Origin of the sequence: Candidatus Tisiphia endosymbiont of Nemotelus uliginosus (assembly GCF_964264835.1) — a bacterium.
GTDB lineage: Bacteria > Pseudomonadota > Alphaproteobacteria > Rickettsiales > Rickettsiaceae > Tisiphia.
The window spans coordinates 417,540-438,583 of record NZ_OZ183485.1; the positions used below are offsets into that span (position 1 = coordinate 417,540).

At 32.1% G+C, this 21,044-nt stretch carries 17 protein-coding genes and 2 pseudogenes; 6 read left to right on the plus strand and 13 right to left on the minus strand.

All coding sequences use genetic code 11. The features are described 5' to 3' along the window. The first annotated feature begins 64 nt into the window (after positions 1-64). From ACFELV_RS01855 to ACFELV_RS01870, 4 genes are all read left to right on the plus strand, one after another. Positions 65-1,102, plus strand: a complete 1,038-nt coding sequence (locus tag ACFELV_RS01855; RefSeq protein ID WP_375326507.1) for a lytic transglycosylase domain-containing protein — start codon at positions 65-67, stop codon at positions 1,100-1,102. Positions 1,103-1,273: 171 nt separating this feature from the next. Next, positions 1,274-1,726 carry a mobile mystery protein A gene (locus ACFELV_RS01860; protein ID WP_375326508.1) on the plus strand — a complete coding sequence of 151 codons (453 nt, stop codon included), beginning with the start codon at positions 1,274-1,276 and terminating at the stop codon, positions 1,724-1,726. After that, entirely contained in the window at positions 1,723-2,304 is a 582-nt protein-coding gene (locus tag ACFELV_RS01865; protein ID WP_375327487.1) for a mobile mystery protein B, read from the plus strand. Before ACFELV_RS01860 ends, ACFELV_RS01865 begins: the two co-directional genes overlap by 4 nt. A gap of 41 nt (positions 2,305-2,345) precedes the next feature. Then, positions 2,346-4,391 carry a type IV secretion system DNA-binding domain-containing protein gene (locus ACFELV_RS01870; protein ID WP_375326509.1) on the plus strand — a complete coding sequence of 682 codons (2,046 nt, stop codon included), beginning with the start codon at positions 2,346-2,348 and terminating at the stop codon, positions 4,389-4,391. Between the two features lie 840 nt (positions 4,392-5,231). Here ACFELV_RS01870 and ACFELV_RS01875 read toward each other — a convergent pair. Genes ACFELV_RS01875 through ACFELV_RS01910 form a run of 8 tightly spaced genes read right to left on the minus strand, consistent with a single transcriptional unit; the run spans position 5,232 to position 15,008 of the window. Beyond that, entirely contained in the window at positions 5,232-6,281 is a 1,050-nt protein-coding gene (locus tag ACFELV_RS01875) for a threonine aldolase family protein (RefSeq protein ID WP_375326510.1), read from the minus strand. After that, the gene (locus ACFELV_RS01880; RefSeq protein WP_375326511.1) at positions 6,278-7,327 is read right to left on the minus strand and encodes a threonine aldolase family protein; all 1,050 of its coding nucleotides are present in this window, start codon (positions 7,325-7,327) and stop codon (positions 6,278-6,280) included. Before ACFELV_RS01880 ends, ACFELV_RS01875 begins: the two co-directional genes overlap by 4 nt. A gap of 12 nt (positions 7,328-7,339) precedes the next feature. After that, positions 7,340-9,112, minus strand: a complete 1,773-nt coding sequence (locus tag ACFELV_RS01885; protein WP_375326512.1) for an ABC transporter ATP-binding protein — start codon at positions 9,110-9,112, stop codon at positions 7,340-7,342. Next, a complete protein-coding gene (locus ACFELV_RS01890) occupies positions 9,112-10,092 on the minus strand; it encodes a phytanoyl-CoA dioxygenase family protein (protein WP_375326513.1) in 981 nt (326 codons plus the stop codon). Before ACFELV_RS01890 ends, ACFELV_RS01885 begins: the two co-directional genes overlap by 1 nt. 4 nt (positions 10,093-10,096) lie before the next feature. Next, complete coding sequence (locus ACFELV_RS01895) at positions 10,097-11,791, minus strand: hypothetical protein (protein WP_375326514.1); 1,695 nt, start codon at positions 11,789-11,791, stop codon at positions 10,097-10,099. Then, a complete protein-coding gene (locus ACFELV_RS01900) occupies positions 11,752-13,116 on the minus strand; it encodes a radical SAM protein (protein WP_375326515.1) in 1,365 nt (454 codons plus the stop codon). Before ACFELV_RS01900 ends, ACFELV_RS01895 begins: the two co-directional genes overlap by 40 nt. After that, positions 13,061-14,089, minus strand: coding sequence for a glycosyltransferase (locus ACFELV_RS01905; RefSeq protein WP_375326516.1), 1,029 nt, complete (start codon positions 14,087-14,089; stop codon positions 13,061-13,063). The genes ACFELV_RS01900 and ACFELV_RS01905 overlap by 56 nt, the downstream gene beginning before the upstream one ends. Beyond that, positions 14,046-15,008 carry an NAD-dependent epimerase/dehydratase family protein gene (locus tag ACFELV_RS01910; RefSeq protein WP_375326517.1) on the minus strand — a complete coding sequence of 321 codons (963 nt, stop codon included), beginning with the start codon at positions 15,006-15,008 and terminating at the stop codon, positions 14,046-14,048. The genes ACFELV_RS01905 and ACFELV_RS01910 overlap by 44 nt, the downstream gene beginning before the upstream one ends. Positions 15,009-15,457: 449 nt before the next feature. Here ACFELV_RS01910 and ACFELV_RS01915 point away from each other — a divergent pair. Next, positions 15,458-15,604, plus strand: a pseudogene (locus tag ACFELV_RS01915) (Npt1/Npt2 family nucleotide transporter); the annotation flags it as partial. A 122-nt stretch (positions 15,605-15,726) separates the two neighbouring features. On the opposite strand, the gene ACFELV_RS01920 reads toward ACFELV_RS01915, so the two are convergent. Together ACFELV_RS01920 and ACFELV_RS01925 are read right to left on the minus strand one after the other, a co-directional pair. Then, positions 15,727-15,927 (minus strand): transposase DNA-binding-containing protein, encoded by a 201-nt coding sequence (locus ACFELV_RS01920; protein ID WP_375326518.1) that lies wholly within the window; start codon positions 15,925-15,927, stop codon positions 15,727-15,729. 154 nt (positions 15,928-16,081) lie between these two features. Next, positions 16,082-17,104 (minus strand): hypothetical protein, encoded by a 1,023-nt coding sequence (locus ACFELV_RS01925; RefSeq protein WP_375326519.1) that lies wholly within the window; start codon positions 17,102-17,104, stop codon positions 16,082-16,084. Between the two features lie 210 nt (positions 17,105-17,314). Between ACFELV_RS01925 and ACFELV_RS01930 the strand changes: the two are divergent. Beyond that, positions 17,315-17,494: pseudogene (locus ACFELV_RS01930) on the plus strand (Fic family protein); the annotation flags it as partial. A gap of 382 nt (positions 17,495-17,876) precedes the next feature. Here the strand turns inward: ACFELV_RS01930 and ACFELV_RS01935 are convergent. From ACFELV_RS01935 to ACFELV_RS01945, 3 genes are all read right to left on the minus strand, one after another. Next, entirely contained in the window at positions 17,877-18,662 is a 786-nt protein-coding gene (locus ACFELV_RS01935) for a nucleotidyl transferase AbiEii/AbiGii toxin family protein (RefSeq protein WP_375326520.1), read from the minus strand. Then, positions 18,659-19,462: a type IV toxin-antitoxin system AbiEi family antitoxin gene (locus ACFELV_RS01940; protein ID WP_375326521.1), complete on the minus strand. Its 804-nt coding sequence runs from the start codon at positions 19,460-19,462 to the stop codon at positions 18,659-18,661. Before ACFELV_RS01940 ends, ACFELV_RS01935 begins: the two co-directional genes overlap by 4 nt. A 275-nt stretch (positions 19,463-19,737) precedes the next feature. Next, positions 19,738-20,790 (minus strand): hypothetical protein, encoded by a 1,053-nt coding sequence (locus ACFELV_RS01945; protein WP_375326522.1) that lies wholly within the window; start codon positions 20,788-20,790, stop codon positions 19,738-19,740. Between the last annotated feature and the right edge of the window lie 254 nt (positions 20,791-21,044).

Here is a 21,044-nt window from a genome sequence, read left to right on the forward strand (position 1 = left end):
AGAAGGATCATTAATAATATCAGGAGACTTTATAGTATTATTATGACTAATACTGCTATAGGAATTGGCGTTAAAGCTAGAAGAGGAAAAATTAGCATTATATGTCCCTACTTTCATACCAATAACTTCTTCTTGCCAAGTATTTTTATTAAATAAAATAGAAATAGGACAATTTTTATATATGAAATATGAGACAGGTAAACCAAGAGCTATAGCAATAATAGAAGAAATCGTTAATTCATTAAAATTTTTAGACATGCATGCAGCGGTAAAAAATATATTAACTAAAAATACTATCCCTAACCTTTTGGGCAGTCTATTTGTTAAGTCTTCATCTTGGCTATTTAAGAATATTTTATTGTCAGTATATTTTATTTGGTTAAATCTAGCAAGTATGTATGGCACTAAAGTTAGTGATAAAACTAAGGAAACTAAACTTCCAATACCTGAAAAATCTGCTATTTGTTCGCTAAAAAAAACACTGAAACATATCCCCAACCAAAACATTAAATTCCAAAAATTATCTTTATTTAGTCGTGCTTTAATCCAGTTCATAATAGGCCTTAAGGTTAGGATACATAATTTAACAATAACATGGTTTACTATTTTAAGTAAAGAAATAATAAAGTTTCTAGTTATTACAATAGTTAGTTTTTCACAAAATATTGTGTTCGGACAAGATTTATCTGAGTTAATTAGTACAGTTGAAAAGGAGCATAATATCCCAAGCGGTTTGTTGAAAGCCATTGCTGAAGTCGAATCTGGGCTAAAAGCTTATGCAATAAATATAGCAGGTAAGTCTTTCATTACCAAATCTAAGCTAGATGCATCTAAAATTATACGTGTTTACTTAAGAAAAGGATATACAAATATTGATGTAGGCGTAATGCAGATCAATATGCATTGGCATAGAAAATACTTTGCTAGTTTCGAAGAAATGCTGACCCCTAAAAATAATGTTGAATATGCCGCAAAACTACTAACTGATTTATACTCTCGACATGGTGATTGGCAAAAAGCTGTAAGACTTTATCATTCTGCAAAACCGTATCATCATAAGCAATATTCAAGGAAGGTACTGTTATCATGGCTTGGTGATTAAGACAGTACTATAAAGTTACATTATTTCATTTGTAGTACTTTTTTGAATTATTATCACTACTAATAATTTGCATTTGTGGATTATTAGTAGTGTTATCATATAAAAACAATATATATATTGTTTTTATATGATGTTATGGTAATATATAAGTTTACTTATGAGTTGGTAGTTATGGATTGGTCTTTAAGAAAATTAACCTGTAAACAGCTAATGCATCAATTAAGCCCATTACAAAATGTGGTAATACCAAGTAACGGATGGTTAAAAACCATAAGAACTGTAATCGGTATGACAAGTGCACAACTAGCTCATCGGTGTGGGGTTAGTAAACAAAGAATCTTGCGGATAGAAAATGATGAGATATTGATGAAGACAACCCTTGCAACTTTAGAAAAAGTCGCAAGTCAACTAGGTTGCAAGCTCATCTATGCTATAGTTCCAGAAAAAAACTTACTAAATATTATAGAAGAGCAAGCAGAAAGAAAGGCTATAGGTAGGCTAAAGGAAATATCACATTCAATGATATTGGAAGATCAAAAAGTAACTGATGAAAAACAACAAGAGCAAATTGAAATTATAAAAGAAGAATTAATAAAAAATAATATAAAAACTATTTGGCAATGAGATTTATTTACGCTGAAGGTGCTACTCCTTTAAATCAAGATGAAATCAATAATTTGTTACCAAAACATTTGACAACTCAAAGTGAGCTAAATGAATGGGAGCAATATAATATTTTAAAAGGAGAGGAATGGGTCTTACAAAGAAAAAGGCCAGATATTTTATCAATAAGTTTTGCACAGAAATTACATCATAAAATGTTTGATAAAACTTGGACTTGGGCTGGTAAGTTTAGAAAAACTCAAACCAATATAGGAGTAAATAGTATTTATATTGGACAGGAACTCCAATTATTGTTTGAGGATATTATTTACCAGTTAAAACATAAAATTTATCCTTTACGAGAAACTGCAGTAAGGTTTCACCATAAGCTTGTATTTATCCCCCCATTTCCAAATGGCAATGGAAGGTTTTCTAGGCTCTTTGCTGATCTTATATTAGTAAATCATAATGAGCCTAGATTTAGTTGGGGTAGAAGTAATTTAATTTGTGATAATGCTACTAGAAAACAATATTTAGAAGCTCTAAGAGCTGCTGATAACAATGACTATAGTAAATTAATAATATTTGCTGATAGTTAGTAAGAGACAATATTGAAACTATCAAAAATACAAGGACGCCTATGCTAAGTAATTTCATTGGTGGTGGTCAGATATTTTTGCATAATTTAAGAATGTTTATGCAGGTGCTAAAACGTTCAATTACTGCTTCTATCTTAATTGGTTTGGTTATTGTCCTAACCTTTAGCTACTCAGATTTTAGCAAAGTAGACTTAGTTTCTACCATGACTTATCAAAAAGCATTACTGGCAAGTTACTTTGATAAGGAAATGTTTAAAATCCGAGCAATAATTAAGCCAAGCAGCGCTAATAATCATAACTCAAAGCGTATCACCACAATTAATGCCTATACTAAAGATGGTTTATATAAAGCTAATCTTGTTCCTGATCTGGTGTTAAGTAACAACAGATTTGCTAACCACTACAAGCAAACATTGTTATTAGTTAAAAAATTACTGATCATGTGGCTCATTTTTGTACTGTCTACATTTGTGATAATTTTTGCTCTGTGGGTAAGATTTGGCAAAGCTGCAAAAGAGAAAAAGCACCTTAGCGGCCATATAATAAAGCTACCAGCAGAAGTAGCAAGCTTCCTCAAAAAAAATAACAAAGCCAGTCACTTTACTATTGGCAATGTACCATTAGTTAAAGATTCAGAAGTTAAACATATACTTATTACTGGTAGTACTGGCTCTGGCAAGACTAACTGTTTACATTCATTATTACCTCAAATTAGACAAAAAGGACAACCAGCAGTAATTATCGATACTGAAGGTGATATGATAGCCAGATACTATAGACCTGGCAGAGATATTATCCTGAATCCATTTGACAAAAGAGCTCACCACTGGAATTTTTGGCAAGAGATAAAGTCAAATCGGGATACTAAGAAAATAGCCACTTCCTTTTTTCCTGATTCGCCTAAGGAAGTTTTTGATTATGATAAAAAATGGACCAATTGGGGCAGGATGTTATTTATTGGCATACTGGAATATCTTATACTATCAGAAACCACCACCGTCAAAACAGCAACCATTGAAAATTTATATAATCTCATTCATAAAGAAACAATACAAAGCCTCAGCAATAAACTAAAAAATACTTCTGTTGGTTCACTTATATGTTCTGATAGCGATCATAATGTTGCTCCCCATAATATTAGGATTAATACATTACTTGCTACAGAATGGCTAGAATTTATTGTTGATTGTAACGAAACTAATCAAGATAATGGTTTTTGTTTCCATGATTGGTTCTTAAGGGTAGATAGCACAAAAGATGATAGATGGATATTCATCGCTTGTGATGGAGCAGATAGTAAGATTTTATTACCATTTATTAGCGTGTTAACAGATATAGCTTTAAATGCCTTAATCAGCCTTGGTATTAATCAAAATAGACGCGTATGGTTTGTCTTTGATGAGCTTGCTAAATTAAGATATTTACCAGCATTACAGGAAAATATCACTTTGCTTCGGAAATATGGTGGCTGCGTGCTCGCTGCTACCCAAAGTCTTAATCAACTTTTTAGCATTTATGGTAGGAATAGTGGCAATGTTATTCTTGGCCAATTTAATACTAATATTATTTTTAGAATCTTAACAGCAGATGAAGCAAGGGTCGTCACCAAACGTATTGGTGAGGTAGAATATTTAAGCCATCAAAAAAACACCTCTTACGGTGCTCATGAGTTTCGTGATGGCATCAGCTATACCGAACAAGAGAAAAGGCAGGAGGTAATTTTGCCAAGTGATCTTGCAAAGCTAGAAGAAGGTCAGTGTTATATATTACTACCAGTACCTGAGGTAGCTATTTGTAAAACTACCTTAAAAATAGTAGCAAAACCCAAAAATCTTCAACCGGCTTTTATCTATAATCCCGATATTGAAGCCTTAGTTCATGAACGGCAAGTAAAATGGCAAAAATCAAACAAAATTGAACAGCAGAGCCAAAAATCAGAAAATAATAAAAAGCTTAAGACTAAAAATAAAATAGAACAAAAGAAACAAAAAATCAATGTTCTTATCAAAAAATCAAAAACCTTTGCACAAAAATCTTTAACCCTGAGCGAAGATACGATAAATAAAGGCAAATTAACAGAAGAATAAGTAGCTAAAAGATTACTAACTGTTAGATGAAATATCAACTGATTGCTAAATACTAATAGCACTTGCAGCAGAAAAGTTTTTAGTAGAAAGCAAGGAGGCAAAATCGATGATATTTGCAAAATATAAGCTATCTACTACCTCACTGCTAACTTCCCCCACATATATTAATACAGCTCTTACTGAAAATAATCTAAGGATTTTTAACTTAGTACTACAACTGTAAATTAGAAAGATTATAGTAAAGGTTTGATATTTTTGTTTATTTGAGCACCAAAAATGTCAATATATCGTAAAAATTTATCATATAACTTCCAATCCTTAAAATTTTTACTAATCTACAAATGTAGTATTAGAAAGTTTAGTTTTTACCTCTTCAATCACCTGTAGCCATATTATTATCGTAGCTGGACACAAAATTCTGCGCGTTATTTATACTCTATTATCTACTGGTAAAGGTTACTGTAATCCTGAAGTGGATTACGAAACCTTGATGGTTAAACGTAATGCTCTACAATGGCTGCAGTACTTACATAAATATGGCTATTTACGGTAATAACCAGTTTAACCTTTATACAACTATTTAACTTCAGAATTTAGCAGTTTTAACAACTCTAGTCTGATATCCATAACATATTACCCAGACACTCTCTTTTTTCATAGTAACGGTCACATATGTTCATAAAATATACAAGAGGAGTAAATACTTGTATGATGCTTTATTCATATTGTGAGAAATTTGAGAATTGCAATAGAATCGCTTGCAGAAGTTTATCAAAAGTCTGACTCTACTTAGCCAGTAGCACTTCGTGACACATGCAGTAACACTGCCCCAAAATGCTATTATACTGAATTATTTAAAATCTGTTTGATAGTAGATACAGTATAATCTATATTCTCATAACTGATATCTCGATGCATGATAACTCTTATCTTACCTCGTATATTAGCCATCCTAATTCCATAATTTATTCTCAATGTATCTATCAATTCTTGCATAGATACAGCACCGGTACGCAGTGAAAAATATGCTATATTAGTTTTATATAAATTTGGTGCAATAATCACTTGATCTATATGACTTAAACTTTCTACCAAATGCTGCATTTTTTTATGATCTTCTGTTAAAGAATTGATATTATTTTGCAGACCGTATAAACATGCGGCAGCGATAATACCGGCTTGATGCATTCCCCCACCAATTTGAAATTTATAGTACCAAGCTTGTTCGATGAACTCTTTACTACCAACTAATATTGCTCCCATAGGAGCTCCTAAGCCTTTACTAAAATCAATAAACACGGAATCAAAATAATCTGCATATTCTTTGGGAGAAATTTTAGTATAAACACAGGCATTGAATAATCTAGCTCCATCTAAATGAGTAAACACAGTATTCTGTCTACATAAGCTTGAGATTTCTTGGATGTATTGTAAGGGCCATACAGCCCCGCCACCAAAATTAGTGGTTTGTTCAATAGATATTAGTCTAACCTTTGGCACATTCCTTAAAGTGGGTTGGCTGATGAATTCTCTAATTTGCTCTGCTGTAAATATTCCTCTTATTCCTTTAATAGGCAAAGGAGTTGCATGTGCCTGTGCTGCAATTAATCCTGATTGTACTACTAAAGAATGTGCAGTTTCATCTAGTATTAAGTAGTCTCCCGGTTTTCGTATATGAACCTTATAGGCAACTACATTACACATTGTACCTGATGGTAAGAAGACTCCTGCCGACTTACCTAACATTCTGCAAGTAACTTCTATGAGTTCATTGACCGTTGGATCTTCACCGGCCACTTCATTACCAACTTTTGCTTTAGCCATAGCTTCACGCATTTCACTTGAAGGATTAGTATTTGTATCACTAAAAAAATCTATTGTTATTTTCATGTTAAATTAAATACTACCTCCTCTATAATTTCAACAGCCTTAATAATATCTGTTTCGTTAATACCTAAATGCACAACTACTCTTATATGAAACTCAAGCCAAGGAAATAATAACAAACCGTACATCTGACATTTATTTAAGAAAACATCATTAGTAACGTGCAATTCTTTTATACTAAAACTTACTATATTAGTTTCAGGGTAAGGTAGTATTAGTTTTATATACCGGATTTCCTTAATTTTATCTGCAAATAATTTAGCAAGTTTATTATCTTGCGTCAGTCTAGGGATGTTATTCTGTAGTACATATTTTGCTGCATTAGCATAATATCCAATTTGATGATAACCACCACCAAACCAAACTTGTAATTTTCTAGCTCTATCAATTATCTCTTTTTTACCTAAAAGCATTGAACCAAATGGTGCTCCAAGCCCTTTAGTAAATGAGAAACTCATAGTATCTACGTATTTAGCATAATCTGCTAGGGCAATATTTGTTTCAACGTAAGTGTTAAATATTCTAGCACCATCTAAATGCAGATTGATATTCTGGGCTTTGAGCAATTTATACAATTCTACTTGCTTGTCAAACGGATAAATCTTACCATTAAAGCCATTGATACTATTTTCTATGGACACTAGCTTAACTTGCGCAAAAATCTTATATCTTGGCTTAGAATTAATAGCATGTTCTACCTCTTTAACGTCTAAAATCCCACTAGAATTCTTACTACAATTAAATACAATATTATTTATTTTGGCGTTACCAGCGCTATCAAAGAAATTAATATGATAATTATAATGGGTAATTACTTCATCTCCAGGACTTGTTTGACTAGCAATAGCTAACCTATTTGCCAGCATACCGCTAGTAACAAATAAGGCATCTTCTACTTTAAATAATTGCTGACAATATTCTAATAAGTCATTGCAGCTTTTATCTTCGCCATAGGCAAAATCTCCAACAATTGCATTACTTATTGCATTTACCACCTCTGAACTTTGTAAAGTCGTAGTATCACTTCTAAGATCTATGATTTTTGTCATAACAGTCCTATTTTAATACCTTAGTACATCGTCAATTTGAGCATACCATAGGTCTTGATAAAGACCTTTTTGTAAAACTAATTCGGCATGATTACCGTCTTGTACGATTTTTCCTTGATCAAATACTAAAATCCTCTCCATATGCAAAAGTGTAGAAATACGATGTGCTATCACAATAGTAGTTTTATTTTCCATTAATTTAAATAAACTAGTTTGAATCTCTTGTTCTGTGATAGAATCTAATTGATTGGTGGGCTCATCAAGAAATAATATTGGTGCATCTTTTAAAAATGCCCTGGCTATTATTATTCTCTGTCTTTCTCCTCCTGATAGCTTAATGCCTTTCTCTCCTACTATAGTATTATAATGATGCGGTAGAGTAATAATGAAATTGTGTATACCGGCTAACATAGCAACTTGCATAATTTCTTCGTGCGTAGCTTGAAAGTTGCCGTAACGAATATTTTCTAAAATAGTGTCATGAAATAGTACTAACTCTTGGGGTATTACAGATATTGCTTGTCTTAAAGAATTTTGTGTAACCTCTGATATACATTGATCATCAATTTGTATTTTGCCCTTCTTAACTTCAAATAGTCTGAGAATTAAGTTGATAAAAGTAGATTTACCACTTCCGGAATAACCCACTAAGCCTATTTTTTCACTAGGGTTAATAGTAACTGAGAGATTACTAAATAAAGGTGTCTTGTTCTCATAAGAAAAAGAAACATTATTAAATATTATTGCTCCATTTATTACTTTTAGTTTTTTGGCATTTTTCTTATCTTTAATTTCTGATACAGTAGTTACAACAGATAATGCATCTAAAACTTTACCAAAATGAGTAGAAAATTGAGTAAGATCTCTAGTCAGCTGGTTTAGAAATTCTACAATAGAGATATTAATCCCAAGTATCAGAGCAATATCCCCAAGGACAATCTTGCCACATTGATAATCATAAATTATAAAATAGAAGCTTACTATTTGTAGTAAATCAAATGAATAGCCATAGATAAACCACAAACAAAAATATAACCATTGTAATTTCTTCTCTGCAGTTACCTTTTTCTGGCATATGTGAAAAAATTTACGTCTCTCATATGCTTGTTGGGAAAATAATCTGATAGACATAATGTTTAACATACTGTCAGCTACACTAGCTATAACTTGTGTACTAAGTTTAGAATAATTATTAGCTACATCCGCAAGTATGCGGAAGCTAAAAATCAAAACTACAATAAAAACACTTACCCAAGTCAGAGTAGTTATTGCAAACTTTATACTTACCAATGATAAAGTATAAAGAGCCAAAATTAATGCTATACTAAACTTAAAAAAATGGTCTATACATAATTTGATAAGCTCTATTGTACTATCCATCAAATTACTGACTTTATTTACCAAGTTTCCAGACAAATTATCTTGATAATAAACATGACTTTGTTTTAGTAGTATGTCAAAAGATCTATCAGCTATTCTTTGACGAAGTAAAGGCATCATTCGGATATCCACAAAGTAGCCATAAAATCTAAAAGCAGTGGTAATAAGCAATGCCATCAAAATATAAGCACTAATAGGTAGTACAAGATTTTCCACAACATTACTACCTTGATATTTTACAGCTGTATCCAAAATATTCTTGATTAAGTATTTTCTAAAAGATGAGTCAATAGCCACTATCAGTGCTACTAGACACATTACGAACACATTGAACTTAAATTGATATAATATATTTAAGATAAATAACGATATATACTTGAAATGATGCCAGGTATTTTTACTCATTATAACTCTAATTTTACTAGCTGAACTTTTTTATTAAGAAATGTCAGTAAAGAGAACCACAGATTCTTATATATTTTTCCAGAAATATCTCCGGCATCATGTAATGTTGACGCTTGATGCAAAATAAATAACTGTTGCAAATCGTTTTTAGCTTTTATAGTATTAATTTCATGAATAGAAGTATCTGTGAGAAAAGTGAGCCAGGTTTTGATCAACTCTGTCATGTTTTGTTGTTCTATGTTTGGCTGTCTGTTAAATGATAATAAATATTCCTTCAGTATAGATTCAGTTAGTACGCCACAATTGAACATACCAAAATTTGCAGCCTGAGGCTTAGGTATGCAAGGAAAACTTTGGTTTGGTATAACCCATCTTGTAACGTAAGCAAATCTATCTTTAGCAGCTAGATTCTTACCACTACCATGCCATAATTTTGCATCAAAAATTATGGCATCTCCTGCTGTAATAGGTAATATTTCGATTTTGTCATGACGCCAATTTGCATATTTATCAATAAAATATGGTTGCCAAAAGTCAACTAGTGGTTCTATTACCCAATTATGACTGTCCTTAATAATTTGCAGAGCTCCTGAAGTACTACTAACATTATTTAATGCTAGCCAAACAGAAAAATGATAAGGATCATTAAAGCTATAAGAAATATCTTGATGGAAAGGAACTGCATCAATCAAATCAGCAGTTTTACAGATAACATTTGCTTTCTTTGCTAATATTTGACATTGCAATAATGTTTCAAGGTAGTTTTGTATTATCTTATTTAGTATTTGAGGTACAGTCTTAGTAATTTGAGACGATATACCCCATCTACCAGTGCAATTTAAATAATCAAAAATTGACACATCTAATTCTTGAGATAATTCTGATACTTTATTCTTGATGTTACTTAAAGACTGCACTACTAACTCTACAGGAATCATATTTTTGATAATAAGAAAACCTTTCTGTTGTAGTACCTCCATATTATTAATACCTAATATCAATAACTGATAAATAATCTGTCAATGGCACGATATCAAAAATTTTAAAGTCTGGCACTTGTGTTAATATTGTTTCCCAATCATTTAATGTTCTCAATTTGCCTCCTGTTTCAACCAAAATGTTAATATCTACAGCACCTCCTATTGGAGAATTGCTAGTTAGTATGGTTTCTATTAGTAAGATACGTACTATTTTTTTATCTTTAGCAAACTTTAAGTAAGAGAGTACTGTCTGATCATCGTGATGTTGTAAAAAACGGCAAAAGATACCTAAATCATAATGCTGAGCTAATTTTCCTGGAGTTATCAACTTAACTTTTAAATCCTTTACTAGATCTTCAGGTAACTTGTGATCATTATAATAATGTAAGTTTATAGTCGCTATGTCTTTATTTTCTATAGAAGAAGCTAAAAACAAAGAATGTACGCCAAATAACAATATATCCTTAGCCTCGTTTATATTTACCTTGTTACTTAATTCTTTAACATCAAATGCAGTATAGCCTAGCAATGCTTGATAAAACTCAACTCTTCTACTTTGTGAAGTTTCTTTCTCTTTAAAAGATGGAAATGAAGATATTGACTGCTGATTTAACATATCGGTTATTTTTAGCCAATTCTGTTCAGCAGCAACTCTTGCCCACATGATTGCAGCTTTCGATAAGAATGGTGTGTTTTTGAAGAATCTGCCTTTTACTGATAATTGCCACAAATTTTTGCTTTGATCATAATCAAGCAGTTCTATTTCCCACAATGCTCTGAGCAATCTTGCAAGATTTGCTGGAACCATATTTAGTTGTTGAGATAAAACTGCTAGAGTTGCAGGTAAGATATTTAATAAACCAAGTTCAACTGCAACACTTGTCAGGTAAGTTTTCCAAAAAGCAGCCAGTTCTGCAGATAATTTGTGTACTTGGCATTCTTGCTTACAAGCAGCAATAGTGCATTTTCTGTTTCCTGTAATATCAATTTGTCCCAAGATGCCCGCAAAAGTCTCAGCTTTTGCCAGACCATTATAGAATGGCTCAACCATTTTAAAGCGTTGCTGATAGATAGCATTGCCATCCATATCTATATGGAACCAACCATTTTGATCTTCTGCAACCGCAAATCCCTTGTGAAAAATGTTAAGTTTTTTATACCACTGATTATGTATTAATTTTCCATGATGATTAATATGGGTAGCGTAACCATCTTGATATACTACAGCAATACTATCTTTAAAATCTCCGACATAATCATATTCCTCTTGGTAAATCCTGTTACCGTCTAAATCGATATGAAAAAACTTATCATATTTTCTAACTACACAAATATCCTCCTGGTAATTTCCAGCCCATTGATACGATTGCTTATATATTCTATGACCAACAGAATCTATATGGTGATATCCTGTTTCATCTTTTACGGTGGCTCTATTGCAATAAAAACCAAAAGTTTTTAAAAATCTCCTGCTATAACTTGCTTTGCCTGTAGTATCAATATGATAAGCACCAGTCTGATCATAAACTGGTGCAAGACCTGGATCATGAAATTTTTCAACATATATAAATCTTGATTCATACATAGGTTTTCCAAATAATTGGTGAAACCTTCTACAAGATGAAATTTTAATAAATTTCAGGTACTTATTATCCTGCACTAATTGATTAGGGGCTTTCTCATATTGCATGTTCTGCATAACTCATAATTTAAATAGTTTTTTTGTAAGTTTACATATTCATTACTTTGCCATATTTCTGCTAACTTGACTTCATTGACATTACCAAAATTTCCTAACGTTTTTCTTAAATCATCCGGCGCGCAACAAGGACTAAATTTCCCTTCAGGGTTCACCCACGCTTCTTTACCTAAAAATGGACATGGACCACCAGGTGCCAAATCCTGAATGCCTTCTTGGGCAAGAATCGTGAAATTCTCTAATTTTATTTTCTGACCATTTGGTAATAACATATGCTCTCTTAATTCGTACAATTTTTTAACTTCTATATTCCACCTACTAATTGCTGATTTGTCTCTCCTCATAGATAAATCTTTAATCTCAGCAAAATGTGCCCAAAGATGATGTCCCTTAACTCTATCAATCCCATGTTCTATAGCCATCTTCACTATGTCGCATAGTTCATGCACATTACTTTCTAAAAATGTTAATTGCAGAGTAACAGTACATCTTTCACCTGTTATACGACAACAGTCTTCTCTAACATTTAGGAATGTTTTTAAATTTTCTTTGACTACCTCCCATTTTGAACCTCTCATAATCTTTTCATGCGTTTCTTTAGTTGCTCCATTCCAAGAAATCTTAATATCAGATAAAACTGGTACTAATAGTTCAGCCCATTTTTTAGCTCCTTTCACAGGAAAAGAACCATTGGTTGTTAAATTAAGCTTTAAACCAAACTCATGACATATATTTATTATTTCAACAAAATTCTTATACATTAAAGGTTCACCCATAGTTGAAGGTATTATCTCTCTTAAAGGGGTTCCTGCAGCTTCTTCAATCACTTTCCTAATAGTTTCTATCGGCATTATTTTAGGTTTTATCCCTTGCGCTTTTTTCTCATCTTTCACTTTACTATAAGGAGAAAAACATTCACACATAACACAGGCAAAGTTACAATAATCTGGATTAGTATCAAAAGTAATTCTCCAAGGACCAGGTTTAGTAGGTACTAATTTACCTTTATCTACAATAATGTTAGTATATATTTTATTAAGCTCCTCAGTATGTGCACTAATAGACAATACATTACCGTGCTCAGTATAGAGATAGCCTCTTTGAGTAAGTTTATTATATAATTTCGGATCTGTAGATAGGTGTTGCATTTTTTCCGACAAACTATCTGCATCTCTATGCTTAAATAATAAACCATTTACTCCATCTCTTACATATTCTGCCATGCCACCATAATCTGCAGTTATTACCGGTATTCTCAGTTGTTGTGCTTCATGTATCACTAATGGTGAGTTTTCCCCCCCAAATTGACGGAACCACAATTGCATCAAGTTTATTAAACACATCTGTAACTATATTTTCATTATGATAACTGCCAATCCACTCTATTCTCTCTTTGATTCCTTGAGAAAATTGATCGGTAATTGCTTTTAAAGCTGTAGTTTCTTCTCTTTCTGCTCCCCAAATTCTAAGTTTTGCTTTAGATGATAAGTTAGCAAAAGCCTTTAATAATAGATCTATACCTTTTTCAGGAGTATGAGTACCGATATAACCAAAAGTCAATTCTTTCTCTGGTATTCTATTACGTTCTTTCAGACGATTTAGATCAAAACCATAATCAAGATAAGAAATTTTACTTATCGGAATGTTAAAATCTTGGATAAATCTATCCTGTAAGAATTTTGACGGAGCAATGAAGTGATCTATATAACCGACTATTTCTTTGGTTTGCTTCATTCTAATACTGACCCACTCTGTCCAATAATCTAAATCTGATCTTAGGCGCTCTTCATCTCCTGTAAAACACCCCTTATAACATTGAATTGCACATTTTTGATCTTCTTGACCATCACAAAGTTGTAATAAATTTTTAGAATTACGTTGAATGAATCTACCGCGCAAGCATATTAACCAAAAGTCATGTAAAGTGAAAATTGTCGGTATATTTTCTTGAAAAGCAATTTTTGGTAATGTAACGGATAGATGATTAAGATGACCGAAATGTATAAGATCTGGTTGAAAATTGGCTATTATTCTTTTAAATCTGATATTTACTTCCTCATTAATAAATTTATAACGATATTTAGCTGTAGGTATATTAATTAGATGCAGTAAGATCCGAGGATCATTATAGTCTAGGATTGTGCTATAATGAAAATCTGGTAAAAAGCTATTCTCATGCCTAGCAAATACTTGTACCTCATTATTATTGGCTAATTCATGTGCTAGAATTTGGCTATATACCTCAGAACCAGCACTATAGTAAGGTGGGTAGCCATGAATAACTTTTAATATTTTCATATATTACCGTATCTATATTTTTAGGACATCCTTGTGTATTATTTTGTAGATTCGTTATAAATTTACTTAATCCTACTTCTAATGAATGTTTTGGCAACCAACCAAGTAATTCTGTAGCTCTAGTAAAATCACCATAAAACTTCGGTACATCAAAGCTTCTTGGTGGATGAAAATCAACTCTAGAATCACTGCCTGTAGTTTCTAATACTATTGTTGCTAAATCCTCTAGACTACATGGCCTATTAGCAGTCAAATGAATAGGGGAAGGAAGCGAAGACTTTTTATCTTGTAAATATTTAACAGCTAAATAGATTCCTTCCACTACATCATCTAAATAGGTAAAGTCAAAAATACATTCCCTGCCGTCGATTCTGATAGGATAGCCTTTTAATGCGTTGATACAAAATGCAGGAATTACTCTATTATGATGATCTAATAAACCACCATATACATTTGAAAATCGTAATATTGCTACATTCAAGTTAGAATCTTGTAAACTTGTTACGTATTCTTCTATTAATACTTTACTCTTAGCATAATTATTTACTGGACTTAAAGGAGCAGACTCTGTTACCGGTAGTTTCTGTTGTTCGCCATACACTTCTCTACTACTGCCGTAGATAAACCAAGGTTTGTTTGGTAGTAGCTTACACAATTCCAATAATTTTATTGTACCATCAACATTAACTTTTTGACATAGTTCAGGATACATTTCACCATGTATTACCCTCGCAATTGCAGCTAGGTGAATAATCCCTGTACACTGAGTTAAAACCGGTGTTATGTCTTCTGAAAAAAAACTTAAAGGGTTATCACGTAATCTAATATCACAGCTAATTATTTCATAACCTTGTGTCTCTAATTTGTTTACTAGTGCTGATCCAATTAAACCTGCTGCACCTGTCACTAATATTTTCATAAGTTACCTTACATTTAATTAAGACGACATGATAAACAACGGATTATTACTCAATTATTCGCTATTACATCCACTATATCAATCATTCTGTAAAGTATATTACTAAAATAGTAAAAAAGAAAGAAAATAATATTGCAAATATATTACTAAATATTATTTTATTTAAAACTCATTCCTACAAGGTAAACATAAATAATTACGTACATTAATTGATATTGTTATATTGCTTCACGAAATGTACCAGTTACTGCTTGCTTCGTTATCATTAACCTTTGCTAATTGTCCATGAAATTTGAATTGTGAATTAATTATGTGACCAATTGTTATTTTATTAAGAATTGGTTAAACAGTTTTAAAAACAGTAATTTCTGCTACTTAATATGGTCAATAAGATCTTGTGAACTTCCTAAGTTCTTAACGATAGTAGCTTTGCTCTTTACTATCTCACTAAATCAAAACTTTGTAATATAATGTCAACAGAACAGGTATTTATGAGTTATTGTCATAGTTTTTTTACTATTTTTGCCTTTATTTTATATCCATATCAATCTTATTTTCATCCAGACCTTAGTCAATTATTATGTAGAACTAACTAATCCAGGTGGAACACCTGATTCATTTAATGCTAAACTGTTATGTAATATCAGACCTAAACTTCCATCTTGACCTTTTTGTGTACGGAATACTCTGTCCAAGCTATCGTTTTTTACTCATATTTTTATAACCAATATTTAAGTAGTATCGTAATCACTAAAATTTTTTCATTCTCATACCTGATTCTATTATCAATTATACTAATTATATGATCCTCAAGGATTGTAGATGCTTTAATTTTTTTATTGCTAAAAAATCTGTAACAGGCTTTTATCGATGACCAACTTTCAAAACATGAAGAAATATTTGATTGAGCTTGTGGCATAAAATGTCTTTAAATATACTTAAAACGTTTTTCCAACCTCATATCTCTAAAACTTATACCACTAAATTCTTGCTCTATCCAACATAAATCTCTATATTCCAAATTTTCCAACATGAGAACAAGATATTAAAGCTTTTTGCAATCGGTGTACATATTATAAGGCCTTTTCCTTATCATGACTGGCATTTAAAGTAACAAAACGTTGGGTTGAGGTATCTAAAGCACGACAGGCAATCGATTGAACCTGCTGTGTTGCCATATCGGCTTTGGTAGTTAGTTCTTTTATTAACATCTCTTGCTTGGTAATTTTATCTTCAAGATAATTAATACTTTGCTCTTGCAACTTTAGCTTGCTCTCATGCTCTTGTTGTTTCAGTTGTATATCAAAATCATATTGTTGTGACATCTTAGTGCGCAGTAACTCTTCTGCGTTATTTACTGCGTCTTTTATCAAATTTGGAATTTGCTCTACTTGCATTTTGAAAGATGTATGGTTACTTTCTCTTTCAACTAAATCAGCTTCTCGTTTTAATAGATTATCTCGCAAATCCGATAATTCTCTCTCCATACTAGCTTTCTTATTATTATATTCATCCAGTTCCTTACGACGTGTTAATTCTAGGGTATAATTATATTCTTCTTCCTCACGTTTTCTAGTTTTTGCCAGTTTCTCTTGCTGTTCTTGGTAATCTCTCTCAACTTGCTCGCTTTGCTGTTGCCATTGAGCTTTTTTAGTGGTCATTTCTTGTACAAAATCTTGTTTTGTTCGTTCCATTTCTGATTTAAACTGTTCTTTTTGTTCAGTTTGGGTTTGCAACAAGGCAGACAAGGTATTAGCTGTTTCATTAATTTGATATAATTCTTGTAAATGTTTCTGTTCTAAACTAATTGCTTCACGTATACTGGTCAATTTTTGAGATTCGCCAAGTAATTGCTCTGATAAATTATCAATTTGTTTTATTATCTTAGATTTTAAAGTACTCAGCTCCGTTAATATAGTATCAGATGAATGGCTAACCGCTTTCGTTATAACAGCTTGCTCATCTTGTCTCTGCTTTTGTTCAGCAGGGCTAGCTATTTGCTTTGCAGTTAATTGCGTTAACACCTCATTATAGGCGGCTAAAATTTGCTCTTTAGTGCTCTTCCCTGATATTTCTGGAACATTTTGTTTTTTCATTATTACCTCAAATTTTTAATACATCAATTAGTATTATCTCAAAAACTTAAAAAATACAAATAATATACACTTAGCAAAAATTGGTTGTTATTTGAATTTAATGTAAATTATTATACTATCAAGATGAGATGATTTCTACATATGGCAAAGTCAAATATCAATGTGTAAGTTTTCTTAGACATTGATACTATTATATGATACTATCATCTTATGAGTAATAAACCTCTTTTTCAAATAACTAATAAAATTATTACAAAATATTGCTCATGAATTAGGTGTTTTACTCGGCGCTAAGCTTTATGTACCTCCCCTATAACTTTGAGAAAAAATAACCGGATTAAAACTATCCGCTTTTCGCTTGCAATTGAAGGGAATACCTTAAGCATAAAATAAATAACCGATTTACTCAATAACTAACCAGCTTCAGCTGGTTAGTTATTGAGTAACCAAAATAATGATATCTCAGGGATAATTCAAGCCTGTGTTTTCCATTATGAATTAGAATTTATTTGTCCCACTTTGGGAGAAAAATCCCGCACTTGCAGTGCGTCGTTTCAACATAATTTTATATAACGTACCTAAAAGATATAAAGACATAATTTAACGTAATCTTATAGATTAACAGATATAATTATTTCTTTGTCTTTACATCTTCTTAATGAGTTACACACAAATAATTTCTAACTTTTAAGTTAGTACATACATTAGGCATTTATGCCGTAATATTAAGCTCTGCACTTGCAGTGCAGAGTGGGTAACTATTAACCATATTTCATGGGATTTGACTAAGAATGCGAGTCTGGACGAATTCAAAAGCCTCATCAAAATTCCAATATACTTGGGGTGGAAGCAAGACATTCATATCAACTTGAAAATCTTTGTTTAACCTTTTTAGTTCCATATTTTTTTGAAATAATTCTTTAGAAATCAGGATACTATCATTAGCACAATATTTTTGAAAGATATGAATGACTTGATTAGCTTCTACTAGTTTACACTTAAAAATATACCACAAATCAAAAAGGTCACGGCCTTTCCGTCTTTGATATAGGGCACGTAGTTTTGTAGCAACCAACTCTGCCAGTTCATAAGTAACGATTTCGCAAACACCATTAAACCACTGAGATTCAATAGAAAATGATTCATGCCTTAAAGGAAGGACCTGAAAATGTTCTGTTGTATTGATCTCGATTTTTAACTTTGCTGGTAACCCGCTAATTGCTTTATATTGGTAGACAAGTTTTACGCTACGTTCAGTGATTTTCCACTTTGGGTCACCAAGCCATGGCTTTAATGATTGACGAATTGCATCAATAGTCAAACCAATAGGTTCTGGCCTTTTTTGCACGAAATCAATATCCTCACTGTATCGTACTGGCGGTTTAATGAAGAGTTTATTTAGAGCAGTACCACCTCGAAACACTAAACTATCTTTAATTTGTGGATTATTATATAGACAAATTAGAGCCCTACTGATTACCAAATCCTGTTCAACCATACTCAGTGTTTGCCATTTGCCATTTACACGCCAATTTTCAATGAAACTTTCTGGAATCATAAATCACTTTCAAAATTAGTATTTTCAATAATTCGCCATTTCTTTATGCGTGGAAATCCATTTTTGCGAATTTCCGAGACAAGTGGTACGAATACTGTCATTTTTCCATTTAAATATTCCTGCAGCTTGTCTATAAGCAGTAAAACTTTTTCTTCATTCATATAGTCAATTTTTTCTAAAATAAATCCAAGCCTCTGTAGCCAAGCCTTTTCTCCGATTTGCTTTGCAAGCTCTATAAGGTTATCAACATCAATTGCATTAACAAGCTCAGTTAAGACAGTGGCAATATGATTTAGGCCAGCAGCTCTACTTGGATAGTGCAGCAGATCTAAAGCGATCAATTCTGGACTTGCCACCTTAAGGTAGCCAGTTGCAACAGTAAAACCTTGTATGGGTAAATTTGCTAAAGACTTCTTATAGATCACTTCCAATGTTACTTGCCCAAATTCAAGAGGATGCTTAATCAGTTTGTTAGTGATAATTTGGAAACGTGCTGGCTTTTGATGAGCTGCACCATAGAATATAGCTGCAGAGAGAAGGGAAACGTAGTAATCTGCCTGCAAATATGTCATTAGGATAGGCACTAGTTCTTCAGCTGGGATAGAGCCTTGCAATTGATGTTCTGGGGGTAAGATAACATAAAGCCCTTTGGCTGGAGTGATAAGTTTCTTCTTATTCTTCATGCGATATAAACCAGATTTTACGCTATTTATTGATACTTTTAGATCTTGAATTGCCTGTTTAAAAGTAAAATAACGTTTTCCAAGTGATCGTAAATTATCTAAATATTCTATAAACATAATACATCCTTTAGGTGTTATAAATTAACACCTAAAGATTATATTAACTGTATAATTCACATCAGTCAAGGTACAAATATTTGGTTGTAAGATTTAGGTGTTATAAATTAACACCTAAGAAACATAGAAGATTTTAGTTGCTGTATCCATATACCCGTATATAAACAATAAGGTATAAAATTATTACGTATATATGATATTTATTTTTAAGCTAAAAAGAAAGTTATCACATACATTAAAGTTTATGATAGTACATATAAAATTAATGATAAAACTTATAATTTCAGAAACATACTATGATTTTTCTGCAATTGTTGCTGTAGTTTATCTTGTTGGATATTTTGTTCTACCCGCAGTTCTTCTTGCGCTTGATTAAAGTAATTCATTGTTTGTTTGATGATTTTATTATACTCTTTATGGCTTACAGGATTTAATTCTTGTATGTCTTGATGGCCATCTGACAATATTGGAGATGTAGGATCACTAGTGCTACTGGCAATGCTATAGATACTATTACGTATTTTACTAACAGCAAAATCTATGCTAGCCTCTATATTTTTGCTTAAGTACTGCTCATTAGTTGGTAAGTTGGGGGAAGATTCTAGTAGCTCTTCCCTAAATTGTTGCCTTATAAGAGGTATTAATTGCTGTTCTACTATGGCTGACTTGTTCATTAGCGCCAATTGTTCATCTGCTATTTGCTCAGAACCCGATTGCCATATATGATCAACTAACTGCTCTGCTATACTATGCTGGATCTTCTTGCTATGGCCTGCTAATTTCTGCACTATATCAGTTGTCAGTGTTAACTTGATTGTTTCCTTTCTTGTTTGATATTTTTGTATAGCATCTATGATAATTTGCCCGGCTAATTTCTGCAACTGTAAATCTTGTTCTGAATTATCAATCATCATTTTTTCAATAACGTAGCCAGCCATTTTGGTAATTCTACTAGCATCTACTAGGCATTTAATTTTATGTGCTACTGGCATTGGCCTATTATCATTGTCAGTATACCAAATTCCTTGTAATATATCATTAATCTCTTTTTCGTATTTTATTTCAAATAAACTGCGGGCTACTAGAGCTTTTATTTGACGATCAGTTAAATTAGATACTTTTTGTTCATTTATTCTACTAACCCCATATAGGCAAGCTTTTTCTTGCAGTTTGCTGATATTGGTACGTGTAAGTGATAGAGTAGTAACTCTCAAGCCGGCAATAACCTCTTGGATCTGTGCCTGTAATTTATTGATGGTATCAGCCTTCTTAAGATTATTAACCTGTTGCGTCGCTTGTTCTTGCAAGTATAGAGTCTTCTCTTGCATTTCTTGCTGTAGTTTGTGCAAATGGTTTAAGTCTTTTACTGCCAAACTTTGCCACCATTTGTGACTACACAGTTTGTCATAGATTTTGCTAGCTATTTTTACTTTATCATCATAATCTAACTTACTACTTGCTTGACCTTTAATTTGCCTTACTTTATAAGTGGTAATTTGTCTATATATTTCCTGCTGAATGGCTTTCTGCTGGACCTTAATTATTCTACCTCCTCTTATGCTTAACTGTTCTTGATGTAATA

Excerpts from the sequence above, each read along its gene's own strand:
- ACFELV_RS01880 (WP_375326511.1), bottom strand. The coding sequence starts at position 7,327 with ATGACAAAAATCATAGATCTTAGAAGTGATACTACGACTTTACAAAGT.
- ACFELV_RS01875 (WP_375326510.1), bottom strand. The coding sequence starts at position 6,281 with ATGAAAATAACAATAGATTTTTTTAGTGATACAAATACTAATCCTTCA.
- ACFELV_RS01945 (WP_375326522.1), bottom strand. The coding sequence starts at position 20,790 with ATGCAAGAGAAGACTCTATACTTGCAAGAACAAGCGACGCAACAGGTT.
- ACFELV_RS01935 (WP_375326520.1), bottom strand. The coding sequence starts at position 18,662 with ATGATTCCAGAAAGTTTCATTGAAAATTGGCGTGTAAATGGCAAATGG.
- ACFELV_RS01920 (WP_375326518.1), bottom strand. The coding sequence starts at position 15,927 with ATGCCACAAGCTCAATCAAATATTTCTTCATGTTTTGAAAGTTGGTCA.
- ACFELV_RS01890 (WP_375326513.1), bottom strand. The coding sequence starts at position 10,092 with ATGGAGGTACTACAACAGAAAGGTTTTCTTATTATCAAAAATATGATT.
- ACFELV_RS01895 (WP_375326514.1), bottom strand. The coding sequence starts at position 11,791 with ATGCAGAACATGCAATATGAGAAAGCCCCTAATCAATTAGTGCAGGAT.
- ACFELV_RS01940 (WP_375326521.1), bottom strand. The coding sequence starts at position 19,462 with ATGTTTATAGAATATTTAGATAATTTACGATCACTTGGAAAACGTTAT.
- ACFELV_RS01925 (WP_375326519.1), bottom strand. The coding sequence starts at position 17,104 with ATGAAAAAACAAAATGTTCCAGAAATATCAGGGAAGAGCACTAAAGAG.
- ACFELV_RS01900 (WP_375326515.1), bottom strand. The coding sequence starts at position 13,116 with ATGCAATTGTGGTTCCGTCAATTTGGGGGGGAAAACTCACCATTAGTG.
- ACFELV_RS01860 (WP_375326508.1), top strand. The coding sequence starts at position 1,274 with ATGGATTGGTCTTTAAGAAAATTAACCTGTAAACAGCTAATGCATCAA.
- ACFELV_RS01865 (WP_375327487.1), top strand. The coding sequence starts at position 1,723 with ATGAGATTTATTTACGCTGAAGGTGCTACTCCTTTAAATCAAGATGAA.
- ACFELV_RS01905 (WP_375326516.1), bottom strand. The coding sequence starts at position 14,089 with ATGAAAATATTAAAAGTTATTCATGGCTACCCACCTTACTATAGTGCT.
- ACFELV_RS01910 (WP_375326517.1), bottom strand. The coding sequence starts at position 15,008 with ATGAAAATATTAGTGACAGGTGCAGCAGGTTTAATTGGATCAGCACTA.
- ACFELV_RS01885 (WP_375326512.1), bottom strand. The coding sequence starts at position 9,112 with ATGAGTAAAAATACCTGGCATCATTTCAAGTATATATCGTTATTTATC.
- ACFELV_RS01870 (WP_375326509.1), top strand. The coding sequence starts at position 2,346 with ATGCTAAGTAATTTCATTGGTGGTGGTCAGATATTTTTGCATAATTTA.